This is a genomic window from Streptomyces sp. NBC_00582 (assembly GCF_036345155.1).
Classification (GTDB): domain Bacteria; phylum Actinomycetota; class Actinomycetes; order Streptomycetales; family Streptomycetaceae; genus Streptomyces.
This window is the reverse complement of sequence record NZ_CP107772.1, coordinates 404755-425326: the sequence shown is the minus strand read 5'-3', so window position 1 is coordinate 425326 and position 20572 is coordinate 404755. Positions and strand designations below refer to the sequence as shown.

9 protein-coding genes and 4 pseudogenes are annotated in these 20572 nt (G+C 69.2%); 4 read left to right on the top strand and 9 right to left on the bottom strand.

The features are described from left to right. Positions 1 to 49 precede the first annotated feature (49 nt). Positions 50 to 1735, top strand: coding sequence for a CocE/NonD family hydrolase (locus tag OG852_RS01805; protein WP_133918040.1), 1686 nt, complete (start codon positions 50 to 52; stop codon positions 1733 to 1735). A gap of 202 nt (positions 1736 to 1937) precedes the next feature. Here the strand turns inward: OG852_RS01805 and OG852_RS01800 are convergent, their stop codons facing one another. The 5 genes and pseudogenes from OG852_RS01800 to OG852_RS01780 all read right to left on the bottom strand — a co-directional run bounded on the left by OG852_RS01800 (position 1938) and on the right by OG852_RS01780 (position 11104). Further along, a complete protein-coding gene (locus OG852_RS01800) occupies positions 1938 to 3143 on the bottom strand; it encodes an IS256 family transposase (protein WP_330351366.1) in 1206 nt (401 codons plus the stop codon). 147 nt (positions 3144 to 3290) lie between these two features. Next, positions 3291 to 3470, bottom strand: a pseudogene (locus tag OG852_RS01795) (FAD-dependent monooxygenase); the annotation flags it as partial. A gap of 54 nt (positions 3471 to 3524) precedes the next feature. Beyond that, positions 3525 to 8141, bottom strand: coding sequence for an IPT/TIG domain-containing protein (locus OG852_RS01790; protein WP_330351378.1), 4617 nt, complete (start codon positions 8139 to 8141; stop codon positions 3525 to 3527). A 2-nt stretch (positions 8142 to 8143) separates the two neighbouring features. Next, positions 8144 to 9982, bottom strand: coding sequence for an IPT/TIG domain-containing protein (locus OG852_RS01785; RefSeq protein ID WP_133918035.1), 1839 nt, complete (start codon positions 9980 to 9982; stop codon positions 8144 to 8146). Between the two features lie 316 nt (positions 9983 to 10298). After that, positions 10299 to 11104, bottom strand: a protein-coding gene (locus OG852_RS01780) for an IS5 family transposase (RefSeq protein ID WP_330351377.1) whose coding sequence is annotated in 2 segments (ribosomal slippage) — positions 10299 to 10765 and positions 10765 to 11104 — 807 coding nt in all. Because the reading frame shifts where the segments join, the coding sequence is not laid out codon by codon here. Positions 11105 to 12006: 902 nt separating this feature from the next. Here OG852_RS01780 and OG852_RS01770 point away from each other — a divergent pair. Beyond that, a complete protein-coding gene (locus tag OG852_RS01770) occupies positions 12007 to 12444 on the top strand; it encodes a hypothetical protein (RefSeq protein WP_330346868.1) in 438 nt (145 codons plus the stop codon). A gap of 122 nt (positions 12445 to 12566) precedes the next feature. On the opposite strand, the gene OG852_RS01765 is transcribed toward OG852_RS01770, so the two are convergent. Continuing rightward, positions 12567 to 12701, bottom strand: a complete 135-nt coding sequence (locus tag OG852_RS01765; protein ID WP_330346867.1) for a hypothetical protein — start codon at positions 12699 to 12701, stop codon at positions 12567 to 12569. A 100-nt stretch (positions 12702 to 12801) separates the two neighbouring features. Continuing rightward, a complete protein-coding gene (locus OG852_RS01760; protein ID WP_330346866.1) occupies positions 12802 to 13152 on the bottom strand; it encodes a hypothetical protein in 351 nt (116 codons plus the stop codon). A gap of 341 nt (positions 13153 to 13493) precedes the next feature. Between OG852_RS01760 and OG852_RS50830 the strand changes: the two genes are divergently transcribed. After that, positions 13494 to 14165 (top strand): ATP-binding protein, encoded by a 672-nt coding sequence (locus tag OG852_RS50830; RefSeq protein WP_133918033.1) that lies wholly within the window; start codon positions 13494 to 13496, stop codon positions 14163 to 14165. An 11-nt stretch (positions 14166 to 14176) separates the two neighbouring features. On the opposite strand, the pseudogene OG852_RS01755 reads toward OG852_RS50830, so the two are convergent. Next, positions 14177 to 14320, bottom strand: a pseudogene (locus OG852_RS01755) (IS5/IS1182 family transposase); the annotation flags it as partial. An 84-nt stretch (positions 14321 to 14404) separates the two neighbouring features. On the opposite strand from OG852_RS01755, the pseudogene OG852_RS01750 reads away from it, so the two are divergent. Then, a pseudogene (locus tag OG852_RS01750) lies at positions 14405 to 14635 on the top strand (transposase); the annotation flags it as partial. Positions 14636 to 14725: 90 nt separating this feature from the next. On the opposite strand, the pseudogene OG852_RS01745 reads toward OG852_RS01750, so the two are convergent. Next, positions 14726 to 20566 (bottom strand): annotated as a pseudogene (locus OG852_RS01745) (type I polyketide synthase); the annotation flags it as partial. Between the last annotated feature and the right edge of the window lie 6 nt (positions 20567 to 20572).

The following is a 20572-nucleotide window of genomic DNA, read 5'->3' as shown; positions in this document are numbered from 1 at the left end:
CAAGCATGCTCTATTCTCGTACATCGTACGAGAATAGAGGAGGGGAACGATGTCATCACGCACGCCCGACGCCGTAGCCAGACCGGCCTGGGTCCCACCCGCCGGAAAACCGCCGCTTTCCTCGCGGATGATGAGGGCGACCTGGCGAGGTCTGCCGGCGAAACGGCATGAGGCCGGATGGGAGCCAGGACTGTTGGTGCCGGCCGCCGACGGCAGCCCGCTGATCACTGACCACTACTTTCCGCGTGCCCAGGGCGACTTCCCCACTCTCCTGGTCCGCTCGCCCTATGGCCGAGGCCTACCGTGGTCACCCCAGTACGGCCTGCTCTTCGCTGAGCAGGGCTTCCACGTGATCCTGCAGAGCTGCCGCGGCACCGGAGGTTCGGGCGGTATGTTCGATCTTTGGCGCAACGAGGCCGCCGACGGCCAGGCCACGGTGTCCTGGCTGCGTGAGCAACCCTGGTTCAACGGAACACTGGGGACCGTCGGCCCCAGTTACCTGGGCTACGTCCAATGGGCCCTCGCTCTGGACCCACCGCCAGAACTGAAGGCAATGGTGGTGCAAGTAGGGCTGCACGATCCCTACGCCCTGTTCCACGCAGACGGTGCGCTTCGCTTGGAGAACGCCCTCGCCGTGGGCGTGGGCATGAACTACCAGCACCAGGGCATGGCACCGTTCCTCAAGGCGACGCTGCGCCTGCAGCGCCGCCTGCGCGACGTCACCACCGCGCAGCCCCTGCGTGGGGCGTACGTGTCAGCCGTCGGCAGCGAACTGCCTTGGTTGGACGACGTGATGACACACCCAGACGGCAAGGACGCCTACTGGCACGGCGCGTCGTTGGCGGAGTCGGCGGAGCTGCTCCACGTGCCCACGGCTCTGATCACCGGATGGCACGACGCACTGGTCGACCAGACCTTTGAGCAGTACGACCGGCTACGCCGAGCCGGATGTGAGACCGCCCTGCTCGTCGGTCCCTGGACCCACACTTCCGCCCTGCAGCGGGGATGGCCCGAGGTATTCGCCGAGAGCCTCGCGTGGCTGCGCGCCCACCTGTACGCCGATCCCTCCGGCCTGCGCCCCACCGCGGTGCGCGTGCACTTCGGCGGCGAAAACGCCTGGCGGGACCTCGACGACTGGCCGCCGGCCGCGGCTGCCACCTCGTGGTACCCCATCCCCGGCGGGCATCTCACCCAGCAGGCCCCGGCAGACTCCGCACCCGTGGCGGCGTTCCGCTACGACCCGGCCGACCCCACCCCCTCGCTGGGCGGCCCACTGCTCTCCCGCACCGCCGGTCCCCGGAACAACGCTACTCTGGAGGCCCGAGACGACGTCCTGACATTCACCGGTCCACCACTGACCAAGCCCATGGACATTCTGGGCCCCGTCTCCGCACGGCTGAGCATCTCCACGGACACCGGGCACGCCGATGTCTTCACACGCCTGTGCGACGTAGACCCACAAGGCCGCTCCGTCAACATCTGCGACGGGTTCGGCCGCCTACGGACGGCCGAACAGGCGCCCTCGCAGGTCACTGTGCCGATGAGCTCCACCGCCCACCGCTTCCCCGTCGGCCACCGCATACGCTGGCAGATCAGCGGAGGCGCCCACCCACGCTACGCCCGCAATCCCGGCACCGGTGAGTCGCCGGTGGACGCCACCACCTTCACACCGGTGCGCATCACGCTCCACACGCACTCGACACTGGTACTTCCCAGCAGCTCTGGTCTCGCGTAGTTCGCCAGCCCTCCGGGGAACAGTCGACGAGCCGGGCCGTCCGGCCCGGCTCGCTCCTCCACCCACTTCGCCGTCCACGCCAACCAAGTCAGGGTTACGCAGCGGCCACCCTGGGGCCACGAGTCATTTCGACACGCTGAACCTGACACAGGAGTTCGCCGCGGGTGTGTCAATTTAACGGCTGATCTTGGTTGTTGAGTGATCAGTTGTTGCTCGGGGTCAGGCGACCCTCGAAGGCGATCTGGAACGCATTCAGGGGTGCTTTCCAGCGCATGGTCCACCGCTTGCGGCCCTTGCCCGTGGGGTCCAGGCTCATCAGGGCCATGTAGATGCACTTGAGGGCGGCGGCCTCGTTGGGGAAGTGGCCGCGGGCACGGACGGACCTGCGGATGCGGGCGTTGACGCTTTCGATCGCGTTCGTGCTGCAGATGACCTTGCGGATCTCGACGTCGAAGGAGAGGAAGGGCACGAACTCGGCCCAGGCGTCCGACCACAGCTTCACGATCGCCGGATACTTCCGGCCCCACGCTTCCTGGAACTCCAGGAACCGCTCCGTCGCGGCGTCCTCGCTGGGTGCGGTGTAGACGGGTTTGAGGGCCCCTGCGACCTTGTCCCAGTCCTGGCGGGCGGCGTAACGGAACGAATTGCGCAGCAGGTGAACGACGCACGTCTGGACAATCGTGCGAGGCCAGACGGCCTCCACCGCATCGGGAAGGCCCTTGAGCCCGTCGCAGACCAGCATGAGCACGTCGTCCAGGCCGCGGTTCTTCAGCTCGGTGAACACGTGCAGCCAGTACTTGGCGCCCTCGCCGCCGTCGCCGGCCCAGATGCCGAGGATGTCGCGGGTGCCGTCCACGGTCACCGCCATCACCACGTAGATGGGACGGTTCGCGACCTTCCCGTCCCTGATCTTGACGTTGATGGCATCGACGAACAAAACGGGGTAAACGCGGTCGAGAGGACGGCTCTGCCATTCCGCCATGCCGTCCATGACCTTGTCGGTGATGGTGGAGATGGTCTGCTTGGAGACCTCCGCCCCGTAGACCTCGGCCAGGTGAGCGGCGATCTCCCCATGGGTGAGGCCCTTCGCCGAGAGCGACAGGACCATCTCGTCCACTCCCGTCAGCCGCCGCTGCCGCTTCTTGACGATCTGCGGCTCGAACGTGCCCGAGGTGTCACGCGGGACTTTGACCTCGACCGGGCCGACGTCGGTCAGCACCGTCTTGGCCCGGCTCCCGTTGCGGGAGTTGCCGCTGCCCCGGCCGCCGGCATCGTGCTTCTCATAGCCGAGGTGATCGGTGATCTCACCTTCCAGGGCCGATTCCAGGACCCGCTTGGTCAGCTGCTGCAGCAGCCCACCCTGCCCGGTCAACTGCAGTCCCTCCGACCGGGCCCGCTCCACCAGCATCGCGACCAGCTGCTCATCCGACACGGGCTCAGGCTGCCCCAACCGGGCACTCTCGACAGGCTCCACGGTCTCCAACTCCACGGCGGTGTCAGTCACTTGACGTCTCTCCCATGATCGTCGGATCCGCCGTTAGATTTACACTCCCTTCGCCGCCGCCGGGTCGCAGAGGTTGTTCAGAATGGCCAGGGCGAGCGTGGCGCCGTCGAGCATGGCGAGGTCGGCGCCGGACCCTGCGAAGGGGGACATGAGGTGGGCGGTGTCGCCGATGAGGGTGACTCCCGGTCGGCTCTCCCAGGCCAGTCCGACAGGCAGGTGTCTGATCGGTTGTGGCGGATCACGTCGTCGCAGGGGTTACAGACTGCTTGCGTGCTGCGGCTGGTATCAGGCGTAGGTGTAGGGGGTGGGTGCCTGCTGTGAGCCGGCGGGGGTGGTGACGGTGACGGCGACCGGGCCGGCCTCGTGAGCGGGGGTGATGGCGTCGAGTTGGGTGTCGGAGGCCGCGGTGTAGTGGGCGGGTGTGTCGCCGAAGGTGACCGAGGTCGCTGTGGTGAGGTTGGTGCCGGTGATGGTGACGAGGGCGTGGCCGGTGGTGGGGCCGGTGGTGGGGCTGATGCCGGTCACGGTGGGGGGATCGACGGCTGTGTAGTCGGCGGTGGCGGTGCCGCCGCGGGTGGTGACGGTCACCGGGTGTTTTCCGGCCGGGGTGGCGGGGGTGGTGACTTCGATGCGGCTGTCGGACAGGACGGCGTAGGGGGCTTCGGCGCCGCCGATGGTGACCTGGGTGGTGGTGGCCAGGTTGCGTCCGGTGACGATGAGGGGTGTGGTGCCGGCGGTAGGTCCGCTGGACGGGGTGAGGCCGGTCACCACGGGCGGCTGGATGTAGTAGAAGGGGCGGGGGAGGCTGGTGCCCGCGGGGGTGGTGACGGTGACTGCGGCGATGCCCTGTCCGGCCGGGGACACGACGCTCACGGCGGTGTCGTTGACGACCACCAGGTCCGTGGCGGGGCTGGTGCCGAAGCGGACCAGGCTGGTCTGTCCCAGATGGGTTCCGATGACGGTCACCGCGGTGCCGCCGCTGGTCGGGCCCTGGTCGGGGAAGACGCCGTGGAGTCCGAGCAGGACGGCGACGGTGCTGTTGTTGCTGTCGGCGACGTAGACGTTCAGGTCGTACGGGTCGATCGCGAGTCCCTGGGGCACGTTCAGACCGCTGTAGGAGGCGATGACTTCGTCCGCGACGGTGCTGATGACGTGCACGGTGCCGTCACCGCTGCTGGTGACGTAGGCGAGGGCGCCGTCCTGGGAGATGGCCACCGCGTACGGTTGGGCGAAGCCGTGGATCGTCTCGACGACGTGGCCGGTGTCGGTGTCGAGGACGGTGACGGTGTTGGCGTCGTAGTCGGGTACGTACAGCCGTTGGCCGTTGGGCGAGACGGCGGCTGTGCGGGGGCGGCGGAAGCCGGTGAGGTGGGTTGTGACGGTGGCGGTGGCGGTGTCGATGACGCTGACGGCTTCTGTTTCGCTGACGTAGGCCCGTGTGCCGTCCGGGGAGATCGTCACGTCGTACGGCGCGGGGCCGACGGGGATCACCGCGCTCGTGCTGTTCGTGGTGATGTCGACGACCGTCACGGTGTCGGAGCCCCGGCAGGTCACGTAAAGGCCGGCGCCGTCCGTGGTGACGGCCAGTCCGGTGGGTTCGGACAGGCCGGAGAGGGTGGCGACGACGCTGTCGGTCTCGGTGTCGATCACGCTGACCGAGTTGTCGCCGGTGTTGGCGACGTACAGCTGCCGGCCGTCGGGGGTGATCGCGGCGCCCCAGGGGCCGGCGCCGACGGGGATGGTGGTGACGACGGCCTCGGTGGCCGGGTCGATCACGGTCACCGCGCCTGCGGCGTTGTCGGTGACGTACAGCCGCGTGCCGTCGGGGGCCAGGACGACCGAGACGGGGCGGCCGCCCGCTGGGATGGTGACGATCGTGCCGGGCGGGGGGTCCAGGTAGGCGAAGTTGGCGCCGGAGGTCGTTCCGCCGTCCGCGGTGACGGTCACCGGTGCGCTGAGGGGTGTCTCGGCGTCTGCGGTGATGGCGCGGATGGCGGTGTCGTTGAGGACGTTGAAACCGGCGGCGGGGACCGCCGCGATGGTGGTGTCGGTGGTACCGGTGAAGCCGGTGCCGGTGATCGTCACCGGCGTGCCGCCGGTCGTGCGGCCGCTGCTGGGGAAGATCTCCTCGACGGTGGGGCGCGGTGCCAGGCGGGCGAAGCTGCCGCCGGACGCGGTGCCCGCGCTCGTGGTGACCGTTGCGGGTCCGGCTCCGGGGGCGGACGGGGCGGTGATTGCGCTGATGGTGGTGTCGCTCAGGACGGTGAAGTCGGCGGCGGGAACACCGGCGACGGTGACGGCGGTGGCGCCGGTCAGGCCCGTCCCGGTGAGGGAGACCAGGGTGCCTCCACGGGTTGAACCGGAGGCTGGGGAGATACCTCCGACCGTGGGCGCCGGGGGGATGAGGTAGGTGTAGGGGGCGCCGGAGGCGGTGCCTGCGGGGGTGGTGACGTCGAGGGTGACGGTTGCGGCCGGGTGTGCGGGGGCGGTGGCCAGGATGGTGGTGTCGTCGGGTACGGAGAAGTCGTCGGCCGGGGTGCCGCCGAAGGTGACGGCGGTGGTGCCGGTGAAGCCGCTGCCCGTGATGATCACCTTGGTTTCGCCGTCGGTCGGGCCGGTCGGCGGGGTGACGGCCGTAAGGGCCGGCACTGCCGCGGCCAGGTAGGCGAAGTGTGTGCCCGAACCGGTGCTGCCGTTCGCGGTGACGGTGATCGGCCCGGACACCGGGCCGGGTGCCGCACCCGTTACGGCGGTGATGGTCGTGTTGTCCACCACGGTGAAGGCGGCCACCGGGAGCCCGGCGACGGTGACGGCTGTAGTGCCGATGAAGTCGGCACCGGCGATGGTCACCTCGGTGCCGCCGGCCGTGAGGCCGAGGCCCGGCAGGATGCCGGTGACCACGGGCGGTACTGACAGGTAGTCGAAGAACCCTCCGGCGCCGGTTCCGCCGTTGGCGGTGACGGTCACAGGACCCGACACGGGGGCGGGGGTTTCGTCGGTCACGGCGGTGAGCGCGGTGTCGTCCTCCACGGTGAAGGATTCGGCCCGTACGCCCGCGATCAGTACCTCGGTGGCCCCGGTGAAGCCGCTGCCGGTCACCGTCACCTCCAGGCCGCCTCGGGTGAGGCCGCTGTCCGGCGTGACACCGCTGACCACGGGCGGCGGAGCCAGATAGGCGTAGGCTCCGCCGGACGCCGTACCGCCGGGGGTGGTGACGGTGACGGGGCCGGCGGCCGGATCTGACGGGCCGGTGACGGCGCTGATGGTGGTGTCGTCAATGACGGTGAAGTCGGCCACCGGGGTGCCGGCGACGGTGATGGCGGTGGTGGCGGTCAGTCCTGTGCCGGTGAGGGTGATCTGGGTGCCGCCGGCCGAGGTGCCGCTGGACGGGGCGATGCCGCCGACGGTGGGGGTGACGGGGATGAGGTAGGTGTAGGGGGCGCCGGAGGCGGTGCCTGCGGGGGTGGTGACGTCGAGGGTGACGGTTGCGGCCGGGTGTGCGGGGGCGGTGGCCAGGATGGTGGTGTCGTCGGGTACGGAGAAGTCGTCCGCCGGGGTGCCGCCGAAGGTGACGGCGGTGGTGCCGGTGAAGCCGCTGCCCGTGATGATCACCTTGGTTTCGCCGTCGGTCGGGCCGGTCGGCGGGGTGACGGCCGTGACCGTCGGCAGCACCGGGGCAAGGTAGGCGAAATCGCCGCCCGATCCCGTGCTGCCCTGGACGGTGACGGCGACCGGCCCGGACACCGCGCCGGGTGCAGCAGCCGTGACCGCCTCGATGAGGGTGTCGCCCTTGACCATGAACCGGGTGACGGGCACCCCGGCCACGCTGACGGCGGTGGTGCCGGTGAAGCCGCTGCCGGTGACGACGACCAGGACGCCGCCGGCAGTCGGGCCCGTGGTGGGGGCGATGCCGCTGACCACCGGTACCGGGGCCATATAGGCGAAGCCGGCGCCGGAGGCGGTGCCCGCGGGGGTGGTGACCGTGACCGGTCCGGAGGCGGGAGCGGCGGGGGCGGTGGTGGCGGTGAGGGTGGTGTCGTCGTCCACGGTGAAGGCTGCCGCGGGGACGCCCGCGATCATGACGGCGGTGGCGCCGGTGAAGCCACTGCCGGTGACGGTGACCTGGGTGCCGCCCGCGGTGGGCCCGCTGGGCGGGGTGACGGCGCCGACCGCCGGGACGACGGGGACAAGGTAGGTGAAGCTGCCGCCGGAGGCGGTGCCCGCGGCGGTGGTGACGGCGACGGTGAGTGCTGCGGCCGTATGCGCGGGGGCGGTGGCCAGGATCGTGGTGTCGTCGGACACCGAGAAGGCGAGCGCGGGGGTGCCGCCGAAGGAGACAGCGGTGGCGCCCGTGAAGCCGCTGCCGGTGATCGTCACTTCTGTGCCGCCGCCGATGGGCCCGGAGGGCGGCTCCACTGTCTCGACGGCGGGCAGGACGGGAGCGAGGTAGGCGAAGCCGCCGCCGGTGCTGGTGCCGCCCTTCGTCGTCACCGCGACCGGACCGGTGATCCCGCCCGCGGGGGCGGCGGCGGTGGTGGCGGTGAGGGTGGTGTCGTCGTCCACGGTGAAGGCTGCCGCGGGGACGCCCGCGATCATGACGGCGGTGGCGCCGGTGAAGCCACTGCCGGTGACGGTGACCTGGGTGCCGCCCGCGGTGGGCCCGCTGGGCGGGGTGACGGCGCCGACCGCCGGGACGACGGGGACAAGGTAGGTGAAGCTGCCGCCGAACCCCGAGCCGCCGTCGGTGACGACCTCGATCTCCCCGGTCGTGCGTCCGGTGGGGGAGGGGGTGGTGGTGGCGGTGATGGTGCTGATGGTGGCGTCGTCGTCCACCGTGAAATCTGCCGCGGGCACGCCGGCGACCAGGACGGCACGGGTGCCCTCGAAGCCGCTGCCGATGATCGTCAGCAGGGTGCCGCCGCTGGTCGGCCCGGAGGACGGTTCGACGCCGGTGACCGTGGGTTTCGGCGCGCGATAGGAGAAGACGCCGCCGGGGGCCGTGCACCTTGCGCGGTGGTGACGGTGACCGGGCCGGTGGCGGGAGGGGACTGGGCCGTGACCGCGCTGATGGTGGTGTCGTCGACGACGGTGAAGTTCGCTGCGGGCACACCCGCGATCGTGACGGCACTGGCGCCGGTGAAGCCGCTGCCCGTGATGGTGACCAGGGTGGCGCCACCGGTGGGTCCGGTGCCCGGCGCGACACCGGCGACGGTCGGCACGAGCGGGGCGAGGTAGTCGAAGCCGGCGCCGGAAGCGGTGCCGGTGGGGGTGGTGACGGCGATGGTGACGGTCGCGGCCGGGTGCGCGGGGGTGGTGGCCACGATGGTGGTGTCGGCGGGCACGAAGAAGCCGTCCGCCGGGGTGTCTCCGAAAAGGACGGCGGTGGTGCCGGTGAAGCCGCTGCCGGTGATGACCACCTGGGTGCCGCCGCTGGTCGGGCCGCTCGGGGCGTCGACCGCGGTGATGACCGGCAGCACCGGGGCCAGATAGCTGAACTGGCCGCCGAAGCCGCTGTCTCCGGCGGTCGCCACGCTCACGGGCCCGCTCACGGGACCCGACGCCGCAGTGAGCGCGCTGATGGCCGTCGCGTCCAGCACCGTGAAACTCGCCACCGGGACCCCGGCGACCGCCACCGCGGTCACGTCGGTGAACCCGCTGCCGGTGATCGTCACCGCTGTGCCGCCCCCGGTCGGACCGCTGCTGGGGAGGACGCCGGTGACCAGGGGCGGTTCGGCCAGGTAGGTGTAGCCGCCGCCGGTTCCCGTGCCGCCCTGCGCCGAGACGGCGACCGGGCCGGACACGGGTGGGGAGGACGCGGTGACCACGTCGAGCGTGGTGTCGCTGAGCGCGGTGAAGTCGGCCACCGGGACACCCGCCATGCTCACGGCCGTGGTGCCGGTGAATCCGCTGCCGGTGACGGTGACGTTGGTCCCTCCCTGGATGGGCCCGGTCGAAGGGGAGTTGGCGCTGATCACGGGGGAGGGCGCCAGGTAGGCGAACGCTCCGCCGGCGGCGGTGCCGGCCGACGTGGTGACCGTGACGGGTCCGCTCGCTGGCCCCGAGGCCGCGGTGACCGCGCTGATGGCCGTCGCGCCCAGCACCGTGAAACTCGCGACCGGCACGCCGGCGATGGCCACGGCGGTGGCGCCGGTGAAGCCGCTGCCGGTGATCGTGACCAGAGCGCCGCCCCTGGTCGGGCCTGACGACGGGCTGATCCCGGTGACCGTGGGCAGCACCGGGGCGAGGTAGGTGAAACTGCCGCCTGTGCTGCTGCCCGCACTCGTGGTGGCCCTGACCGAGACGGTCCCGGCGGCCTGCGCGGGGGCGGTTGCGAGGATGGTGGTGTCGGTGGTGACCGTGAATGTGGTGGCGGGCAGGTTGCCGATGGTCACGGCGGTGGTGCCGGTGAATCCGTGGCCGGTAATGGTGAGTTGGGTGCCGCCTGTGGTCGGGCCGGTTGGGGGCTGGACAGCGGTGACGGCCGGTGTCACGGGTGTGAGGTAGTCGAAGTGGCCACCTGTGTCCGTCCCTGATGGTGCGACCAGGCTGATCTGGACGGTGCCGGGGGTTCTGGGTGGTGTCTTCAGGGTGATGGTGGTGCCGTTGAGGACGGTGAAGGGTACCGAGATACCACCGAACAGCACTTTGGAGATCGAGGTGCCGAATCCGGTGCCTACGATGGTGACGGTGGTGCCGCCAGTGGTGGGTCCTGATGGGGGGACGACAGCTGTGATGCCGGGCACGCCCGCTCCTTCCAAGTCGGCCGGGAAGGATGGGCGCCCACCAGTGCTCACGAACCTGAGATGACAGCAGCTGATCAGTCAGGCGGATGGATGACAACGGTTGTTTCGGGATATCACTCGATCAGGTGAGAGGGGGCGGTGTCTGCGGCGGGCGCCCGCAGCTGGTTCGGGCGGCCCGGGCAGCGCCCTGCCCCGCCCGGCCCGCTGCCCTACGTCAGGGCGTTCGGCCGTCTGGGCTATGGCTCTTCGCGGTTGCCGGAGGTGGCTGCCGTGGTATTCGGCGGCGCCGTCTTGTGCCGGTCTCCGGCTTTAGACGTCATCTCATTTGGTGAAGTCTGCGGTAGCAGATGAGGGTGCAGGCGATGCTGGTGAAGGCCAGGAAGTGGTCGGCTTTGCGCTCGTAGCGGCGGTGCAGCCTGCGGCATCCGGCGAGCCAGGACATCGTGCGTTCTATGGTCCAGCGGTGGCGGCCCAGGCGGGTCGAGGAGTCGACGCCCTTGCGGGCGATGCGGTGCCGGATGCTGCGTCCGCGTAACCATCGCCGCAGGTGGTCGTAGTCATAACCCTTGTCGGCGTGGAGCTTTCCCGGTCTGCGCCGACGGCGTCCGCGCCGGGAACGGATCGGCGGTATCCCTTTCACCAGCGGGATCAGCGCCTGGCTGTCGTGCAGGTTCGCCCCGGAGATCCCGACGGACAGGGGCAGACCGGTCCGCTCGGTGATCAGGTGGATCTTCGAGCCGTACTTGCCCCGGTCGACAGGATTCGGGCCCGTCAGATCCCCCTTTTCAGGGCCCGCATGTTCACCGAGTCGATCGCGCAGCGCGACCAGTCCAGCTCGCCGCGGGCGCCGAGCTCGTCGAGGACCAGGCGGTGGAGCTTGGCCCACACCCGGGCCTTCGACCACTCGGCAAAGCGCCGGTGGGCCGTCGCTCCCGACGGCCCGAACGACGCGGACGGCAGCTGCTGCCACGTGCAGCCCGACGTGGCCACGAACACGATGGCGGCCAGCACCTCCCGGTCACCGTGCCGGCGTCGGCCGCCGCCCTGAGGCCGTGACGGAGCCTCTGGCACCACCCGCTGGAACAGCTCCCACAACTCATCCGGCACCAGCCGCTCAACGATCGAAACCACGACCGACAGCCTACCCACCCAAATGAGATGACGTCTTAGGGGGCCGGGCCGGCTCTGCGAGGGTCTTGCCGCCGGCGCGGAGAGGGCGGTCCTGTCTGATCATTCTGATCACCGGGTAAGCGCCCCGTTGTACGCCCCTCCGATGGGGTGAGGATCTCTCTGGTTCCTTGCGGCATATGTCAGATGCTGCGTCACTTGAGATATCCAACCGGTGGGCCGCCCGACCTCCTGGGGGACGTGGTTTCGGTGTGGCTGCTGGACTCCCAGTAGGGGTAGGGGGTTACGGGCCATGCCGGGGCTGCGATGGGCACTCCCGAGAGGTATTGGATCGCCAGTCGGTGCCACTGTGTGGCACCGACTGGTCGTTTTGCCCCGCAGTATCCCGGTGACGTTGTGGGGCAGGAGGATCGAGGAGTCGTCGCGGTTGCCGGGCACTGGCGGCCGACGGAGACGATGAGGCGGGGGCCGGTGTCGATGACAACTTGGTGGCTAGGTGGGCAATCAGCGCGGCGTCCTTGCCGGGTTGGAAGGGCGGGTGGCGGGCCGAGGTGTCGAAGATCCGGTCAGCGCGCAGCACGCGGTCCTCCAACGGCAGGCTCCTTCAACCGGGTCTGCGCCCTCGCGTCGTAACGCGGTGATCAGCTTGCCGAACTGCCGGGGGCAGTCGGCTGAACGGGGTTACTGACTTTGAAAGCGTGATGTCGTCTGTGGCTGAGTGATTCAGTTGGCGAGCTCGCAGTTGGGGTGTCGAGTTGAGCGCCTCGTCCGGCCGGGGCGATGGGCCTGGCTCATGCCCTGCCCGATGGCATGGGCGTTTCCGACTGGACCGTCAGCTTCAGCCGTGGTCCGAAACTCCGTCGAAGGGCAGGGTTGCCGGCGCCTACGATGAACCTGTGCACCCGCTCTGGTTCGAGTTCGACGAACACGACAAAGCCCCGGAGAACTGCGACCCGTTCCAGCGTGAGTTCCTACGCTTGGTTCGAGAGGGCGCCCAGCAATGGCCGTGCCGGCCCAGCGACACCTACGTACTGTTCTTCCCCCGCGACGAACTCGATGAGGACGGCAGCACCGCGGAGCACGACGAGATGCGTCTAGTGGTGGACCTCAGTCATCAGCGAGTGCACTTCCTTGCACTCGGTGCCTCATTGGAGGCGGACATCGTACGGTGCAGTCAACTGAACCGTAGTAATTTCGCCTTGACGCAGGAGCGCCCGGACATCGTGCCGCGCGAGCGTACCGGACCGGTCGAGGACCTGGCGGCCTTCACCATCGACTGGCTCGGTGAGATCCTGCGTCGACCGGCGCTACGGTACGACGTTCACCGATACTGACCGCCGCGCCGCTCACGCTCGAGCTCAGTCCGACGCTGGGCGTCTCCGCATTCGGCCTCATGACCGCCGCCCTTCGTCCGAGGGCTTTCACCACTGCTCCGCTCGCCGACCGAGGCGCTCAGTCACATCGCGGTGAGGCGGCTCCAGTCTGGTTCCGGTGAGGCAGCCGTCGAGGACGTCGTGGCGGTATTGGAGCTCAGCTTCTCGCGGAAGGCCCGCCGCTGGTCGGTCAGCCCGCCCCCTTGCGCATACCTCATGCAGTCGGCATACCGCAGGGATCACGAGCCGTCAGCCTCGGCCGGCACCAGGCTGTGAAGCTCAGTAGCAAGGAGGGCTCAGACGCCGTGATCACACCAGTCACTTACGCGGTCGTTCCACCGCTTCGGGTTCTGCCTGCTCAAACGCAATGCGGCAGCGTTCAACCTGTTCGGCCACCTGTTCCATGTACCAGCGCATGATCTCGTAGGGGACGACGTGCTCGTCGTGGCTGTGGATGCGGACGGTCGGCTCCAGGTCAGGGTCCTCGTCGGGTATCACCGCCACCATGAAGGCAGCTCCAGGCAGGTGTGTCTCGGCGTTGGGAATCTCAGCCCACGCGGCCGGCGCCGGGACAGCCTCGCTCAGCTCCACACACCAGGCATCGTCAGGCAAGGCGTAGTGGAACTGGACGGCGTAGTGACGGCCTCCATGAACACGCGGCTTCGGCATGTCCGCAGGCTGCCACAGCTGCCGTGACAGAGTCTCGCGAGTATCCGGCCCAGCACCCGGACCACGACCCAGCCGGCTTCAGGGGGACGGCCCTGGGGGTCGGTCATGGGGGAAGCGGGCTTCGTGGCGTGGCGGTCCCTGATCGCATTGGGTGTGTCAATAGGCGTCGCGTGAATGCACTCTTGCGTGGGGCGCGGGGCGCTTTTCGGTAATATCACTGGCCGCTCCCGGCCTCCTTGCTCCCTCTCTGTTTTTGTTTTGCGGCCGTCCGTTTTACGCTTTCCGGGTATGGTTGGACTGTTCACCGAGGGCGGGTCTGCGCGCCTGAAGTGATCGGCTGGATGGCGACTACTCCAGGATCAGATATGAATGAATGCAATGAGCATTCCTGTGGGCCGGAAGAAAGTGTGTGCTCATTCCGGGGGCCGGATTTCCGGTTGTTCGAGTTCTGTGGCCGGCGGCGTCCCCCGCTGGATAGGTGTGATGAGGAAGCGGTGTTGTTCAGGTTATCTTCTACGCCTGCGTCGGTTCCTGCCTCGCGGCGGTACGCGCGTGAATTCCTTGCCGCGCGGTCGGTTGTGCCGTCAGTGAGTGAGACGCTGGAGCTGGTGGTTTCCGAGCTGGTCACGAATGCTGTGCAGCATTCCGGTACGCGGCAGCGTGTGCGGGGTAGTTCTCGTCCCGGGTACTTCGAGTTGGGAATGTATGTGAGGGCGAAGCATGTACGTGTCGAGGTGCAGGACGACGAAGACCGTCTGCCGGTCCTGTTGAACACTCACGATTATGCGGAGAGCGGGAGGGGTATCGGGATCATCCAGTTGTGCGCGCGGCGCTGGGGAACGCACAGGCTCTGCACCGGGGGGAAGGTCGTCTGGTGCGATGTGGGCCTGTCCGGCTCCTCAAGTGGGAGGGCGATGTCGGCAAGCGGCCACGCGCGCACGGGAGCGGATGTCGGCCGGGGCACGTCCCACGTGCACCCTTGCCTGACCGATGCGGGGCCGGCGGCCGGTTAAGGGCTGTCCCGTTAGTGATCTTTGAGTCGCCGGGGGCAGGGTCGGTCGCGGCGCGGTCCGCTCGCCTGTCCGGCGAGGGCGCGGTTGTGTTTGTGGGCGATGCCGAGCATGGCGTGGCGGACCCCGTCGCCTTTGAGGAGGCAATCGCGGAGGATCCCCTTGATCATTAGAGGCGTGTTGATGGCAAGACGAGGACGGAAGCGTCGGCTTGAGCTGGAGACGGAGTACTGGCAGCTCATCGGCTCATCTGGGCGGACGGCGGCTATGCAAGGCGCCTGGTCGACTGGGCGGCCGAGAACCTCCACCTCACGCTCGAGATCGTCAGACGCTCTGACGACACCACGGGGTTCGTGGTGCTGCCGCGCAGGTGGGTGGTGGAAAGAACGCTGAGCCGGCTGATGCGCTCGCGTCGCCTGGCGCGCGGGCCCATCAGGTCCGCCATGGTGACGGCGACCATGGTCTCGGAGCGTGCGGATATGTCGTCAGCGCGGGCGAGGCGTCGGCGGTCCATCAGCCATCGTCCGCGAGCAGCTACTCGCTTCGTCTGTCCCAGGTCGCAGCTACAGCAGGCTTCCGATCCAGTCACGCATCAGGGCGGCCGTGTGCGGAGCATGGTCCTCCATCATGGAGAAATGGTTGCCGCGGGTTGTGAGAAGGGTGTGGTCGAGGGGCCAGACAGGTTCCCAGTCAACCGGCCAGCCCTCCAGTGGCGCCCCGGCTCGAACGAACAGTACCGGGACCGGCAGGGCAGCGGGCGTCCAATCGAATGACTGGTAGTGCAGCATGGCGGTGATCCAGCCGTCGTCTCCGGGCGTGGCGTACTCCGGGTCGTCCAGCCGGTTTTGTACCACCTCGCCCAGACCAGGTAGCAGAGGCCTCGTCCGTTCGTACTCGTTCGGAGCATAGCTGTCCAGAAGCACGACACCGGCAGGTGGAGTGCCCTGGTCGCACAGATACCTGGCGAGTGCCTGGGCGACCACTCCGCCAGATGAATGGCCAGCGAGGACGAACGGACGCTTTCCCACTGCCGTACGCAGACTCCTCGCGTGCGTCTGCAGAGCTACCTCCCGGGTCTTCGGGAGGGCCTCACTGCTTCGGAACCCCAGCTGGCGCAGCGCCCAGACGTCTCGCTCGCCCCGGAACGACTTGGCCAGGCGGGCATACTGCACTGGATCGGATTTGCCGGCGATCGCGGTGAGGCACACGAGTACCGGCTCTTGCGGGCCGCGGGCAAGGCGGACCGGCTGCGGCAGCTGGGGCAGTTCGTCCAGCGAGGCGAATGACGCGCGTGTGTTCTGCCATCCCTTCGCCTTCGCCTCGGCGAGCAACTGGTCGATACTCGCGCCGCCGTCCGCTTCGGTGGCCTGTTGGTCTCTTCCCCGGGCCAGCACCTCCATGATGTATCGGACCAGCAGCAGCGGTGTCGGATGGTCGAAGGTGAGGGTTGGCCGCAGCCGCAGGTCTAGTGCCGCACCCAGGTGGTTGCGGATGCGGACCGCGGCCAGTGAGTCCACGCCCATCTCCAGGAACCCGGAGTGCGGGCTGAGCTCATCCCTGACGTCGTGTCCGAGAGCCGCTGCCGCTTTCTTGAGTACTAGATCGAGCAGCGCCCCTTGCTGCTCCGTCTCGTCCATGCCGTCGAGAAGCCGGCGAAGAGGCACTTTGGGGATCTCCGGTCGGGTGGCCAGCTCTTGTACCAGGGGACCGCTGTAGCCATGCAGGTTGAGCCGAGCGAGCACGACCACCGGGTCGTCAAGTGCGACGGCGGCGTCGAACAGGGCCAGTGCCTCCTTCGTGGACAGCGCTCCGGCTGTTGCTCCGGGGGAGTCGAGATGACGGGTCATGCCACTGCGTTCCGCCCACAGGCCCCAGGCGAGAGAGAGCGCGGGAAGCCCGCGTGAGCGTCTGTGGTGAGCCAGCGCGTCGAGCACAGCGTTCGCGGCGGCATAGTTCGACTGGCCCGCGCTGCCCACGGTGGCGGCGGCCGAGGAGAACAGTACGAACGACTTCAGCGGCAGGTGCTGGGTCAGCTCGTGCAGGGCGAGTGCCGCCTCCGCCTTCGGCCGCAGGACGGTGTCGAGGCGATCCGGCGTCATGGCCGTCATCATGCCGTCGTCGAGCACCCCGGCCGCGTGGATGATGACCGTTGGCCGGTGGGCGTCGAGCAGCTCGACCACCGCTGACCGATCCGTGACGTCGCAGGCGGCTACGGTGACTGTGGCCCCTAGCTTGGTGAGGTCGTCCCGCAACTCGGATGCGTGACCCCGACGGCCGACCAGGACCAGCCGTCGCACCCCGTGGGCGGTGACCAGGTGGCGCGCCAGCAGCCCGCCGAGTGTGCCAGTGCCCCCGGTGATCAGTACGGTGTCCTCGGCCCCCGCGAACGTCGCCGACCCCCTGGGAAAGGCTCGCACGAGGCGGCGCGCCAGCACGTCGCCGCCTCGCAGGGCGATCTCCGGTTCATCCCCGGCCAGGGCGGCGGCAATCGTCAGCGGGGTGATCTCGACGGCGTCCAGGAGGACGAACCGGCCGGGTTCCTCCAACTGTGCCGAACGGACCAAGCCGATGACGGCGGCGCCAGCGAGGTCGTGGACCTCGTCGTCGGGTCCGGTGGCGACCGCGCCGGAGGTGAGGAACACCAGCCGGGACGCGGCGAACTCCGGACTTGTGCTCCATCGCTGGACCAGCGACAGTGCGCGGTGCGTAGCCTCCCGCACCGATGCGCCCGAGCCGCAGACAAGGACCGCAGTCGGTGCAGGCATGCCTTCGCGGACGGCCTTCTCCAGCGCCGTCAGATCCGGGAAGGCACGGAAGTGGTCCGTCTCGAACCCCACGGTCGCAATGGTTTCCGGCAGGACACCGCCGGCAGAGCGCACCTCCATCCACTTGTTCCGGAAGAACGCGTCCCGTGGGATGTCGCTCTGCACGGCAGCCGGCCGTGCCACCATGGAGCCCACCGTCAGCACAGGCGCACCCTGCCCGTCGGCCACGGTCAGGCGTACGCCCCCGTCGGCGGACGCACCCAGCCGTACTCTCAACTGCGCTGGTGCAGAGGTGAACGCGCTCACCCCGGTCCACACGAACGGAAGCAGCGGTCCTTCGGCCTTCTGCTCGGATTCGCCGCTGAAACCGGTGGCGTGCAGTGCGGAATCGAGCAGCGCCGGATGGACGGTGAAGCCGCGTGTGTCCACCGGACAGTCCACCTCGGCGAAGATCTCGTCGCCGCGGCGCCACACGGCCTGCAGGCCCTGGAACGTGGGGCCGTAACGCAAACCTCGATCGACCAGAGCGGAATAGAGGCCGGTGTGCGGGATCACCTCTGCGTCGATGGGTGGCCACTGCTGGAGCGTTTCCGGCTCGGCCCGCTCCGGGCCGAGTAGGCCTTCGCCGTGGCGCACCCAGTTCGCACCGTCCACTCTCGCGTGGAGAGTCATCCGGCGCCTTCCAGCGCCATCCGGCGCCCCGACTCGTAGCTGTACCGTCGCCAGACCCTCGTCGGGCAGTACCAAGGGCTGCTCCAGCGTGAGTTCCTCCACCGTGGCGCAGTTCGCCGCGGCGCAGGCGCGCAGTGCGCACTCGAGCCAGGCGGTCCCCGGCAGCACCACCTCGTCCAGCACCCGGTGATCCGCCAGCCACGCGGACGACGCCACCGACAGGCTTCCGGTGAGCACCAACTCTCCGCTGCCGGCCAGCTCGATCACCGTGTCCAGGAGGGGATGACCGCCGCTGCCCGAGCTGCCCGAGCTGCCCGAGCTGCCCGAGGTCAACCAGAATCGCTTGCGTTCGAACGGATACGTCGGCAGCTCGGTGTATCCGGGGGCATCCGCTCCTGCCCAGACCGTCCATCGCGGGCCGAGGCCACGGACGTACAGTTCGGCGAGCGAGGCGAGAAGCGCTTCACGCCCGTTCGCCCAGCGGCGCAGCGATCCGACGACCACCGCCTTGTCGCCGACGGTCTCAAGTAGCGCCGGGACCAGCACCGGATGCGGGCCGACCTCCACGAAGAACGAGTGTTCGGGTACCGGGAGACCTGCTACGGCTTCGTGGAACCGCACCGGCATACGCAGGTTCTGATACCAGTACCCGGCATCCAGCTCGCTCCCGGCGACCACGGCACCTGTTACCGCGGAGTGGAACGGGATGGCGGTGGCCTTCGGCGATATGGGCGCCAACTCTGCGAGGACGCGGTCGCGGACGAGCTCCACATGAGGCGAATGGGATGCGTAGTCTATGGCCACCCTCCGGGTCCGGACACCGGCCCTGGCCAGGTCGGCCATGAGGGACTCCAGCGCGTCGACGTCTCCGGTGATCACCGCCGACCCCGGTGTGTTGACCGCCGCGATCGACAACCGTTCGCCCAGCCTGGGGCGCAGTTCGTCCGCGGGCATGTCCACCGAGGCCATGCCGCCCCCACCACTCAGCGCAGTCAGTGCCTTCGCCCGCCGGGCGACCACCAACGCCGCGTCTTGGAGGGAGAGCGCCCCCGCGACATGGGCGGCGGCGATCTCCCCCTGGCTGTGCCCCAGCACGGCATCCGGCTCGATGCCGCACGACCGCCACAGGCCGGCGAGCGAAACCATGACCGCGAACGACACCGGCTGCACCACGTCCACTCGGTCCAGCGGGGGCGCGCCGGGCAGCTGTCGCAGCACCTCGGACAGGTCCCAGTCGACATGCGGCGACAGCGCCTCGGCGCAGCGGTGGATGTATTCCCGGAACACCGGCGACTCCTCCAGCAGGTCGCCGGCCATTCCCGCCCATTGACCACCCTGGCCGGGGAAGACGAACACCACCTTGCCCGCGAGGTCGGCCTTGCCCGTCACCAGACCCGGCGCGACGTCGCCCCGGCTCAGCGCGTTGAGCGCGGGCCGACAATCCGCGCCGAGGACCACGGCACGATGCTCGAAGGTGCTGCGGGAGACGACCAGTGCGTGTGCCACAGCCGCCGGATCCCTGCCGTCGACGTGAGCCTGCAGTTGTGCCGCCCTGGCGCGCAGGGCGGTGTCGGTCCGGGCCGACAGGACCCAGGGCAGGGGCCGCGCCGTGACGGCCTTCGGTGCTTCGACAAGCGGCGCCTCTTCGAGGATCACATGGGCGTTGGTGCCACTGATGCCGAACGAGGACACCCCTGCACGACGGGAACCGCCCGTGCTCGCAGGCCAAGGGCGGCTTCTGGTGAGCAGCTCGACTCCGCCGCCATCCCAATCCACGTGCGACGACGGGCTGTCCACATGCAGCGTCTTCGGGAAGGTCCGGTGGCGCAGCGCGAGCACCATCTTCAGTACGCCGCAGACCCCGGCCGCTGCCTGAGTGTGCCCGATGTTCGACTTCACCGACCCGAGTGCCAGCGGGGTTTCCCGGTCGCGGCCGTACACCGCCTGCACCGCGGCCGCCTCGATCGGGTCGCCGAGCCGCGTACCCGTGCCATGTGCCTCGACGACGTCCACGTCCTGGGGGCTCAACCCGGCGTCGGCCAGTGCGTCACGGATGACTCGCTGCTGCGCGAGACCGTTCGGCGCGGTCAGCCCGTTGGATGCCCCGTCAGAGTTGATCGCGGTGCCCCTGACCAAGGCCAGCACCGGGTGGCCGTGGTCGAGGGCGTCCTTCAGCCGTTCGATGACCACGACCCCGGCGCCCTCGCCCCAGCCCACACCGTCAGCGGCTTCGGCGAACGCTTTGCAGCGGCCGTCCGAGGCGAGTGCACCTTGGCGTCGGAAGGCTGCGAAGAGGCCGGGAGTGGCCATCACCGTCACACCGCCGACCAGCGCGAGATCGCATTCCCTCGCGCGCAGCGACCGGACCGCAAGATGCAATCCCACCAACGAGGACGAGCACGCCGTGTCGACCGAGACCGAGGGGCCCTCCACTCCGAACACGTAGGAGACTCGCCCTGACAGAAGGCTCGCCGACGTGGCGGTCGTCACGTGGTCACCGTGCTGGTTGTAGTCGCTGATCTCGCCCAGCAGGCGGCCGTAATCCTGGTTGTTGGTCCCGATGAACACGCCGGTGCGGGAGCCGCGCAAGGACAGCGGGTCGATTCCGGCCCGCTCCGCGGCCTCCCAGACGGTCTCCAGCATCAGTCGCTGCTGCGGGTCCATTGACAGAGCCTCACGGGGACTGATTCCGAAGAAGCCCGCGTCGAACCAGGCCGCGTCGGAGAGGAAGGATCCCGAGCCCGTGAACTCCCGCGTCCAACCGCGGTCGGTGGGAAACGGGGTGGCCGTGTCCCGGCCGGCGTCGATCAGCTTCCAGAACCCCTGTGGGTCGTTCACCCCACCGGGCAACCGGCAGCCCATGCCCACGATGGCGATCGGTTCGTGTGAGCTCGCCTCGACCGCCTGCAGGCGTTTCCGGGTGTCGCTCAGCGCGGTGGTAACGCGCTGCAGGGTCTCGAGCAACTTGCCGTC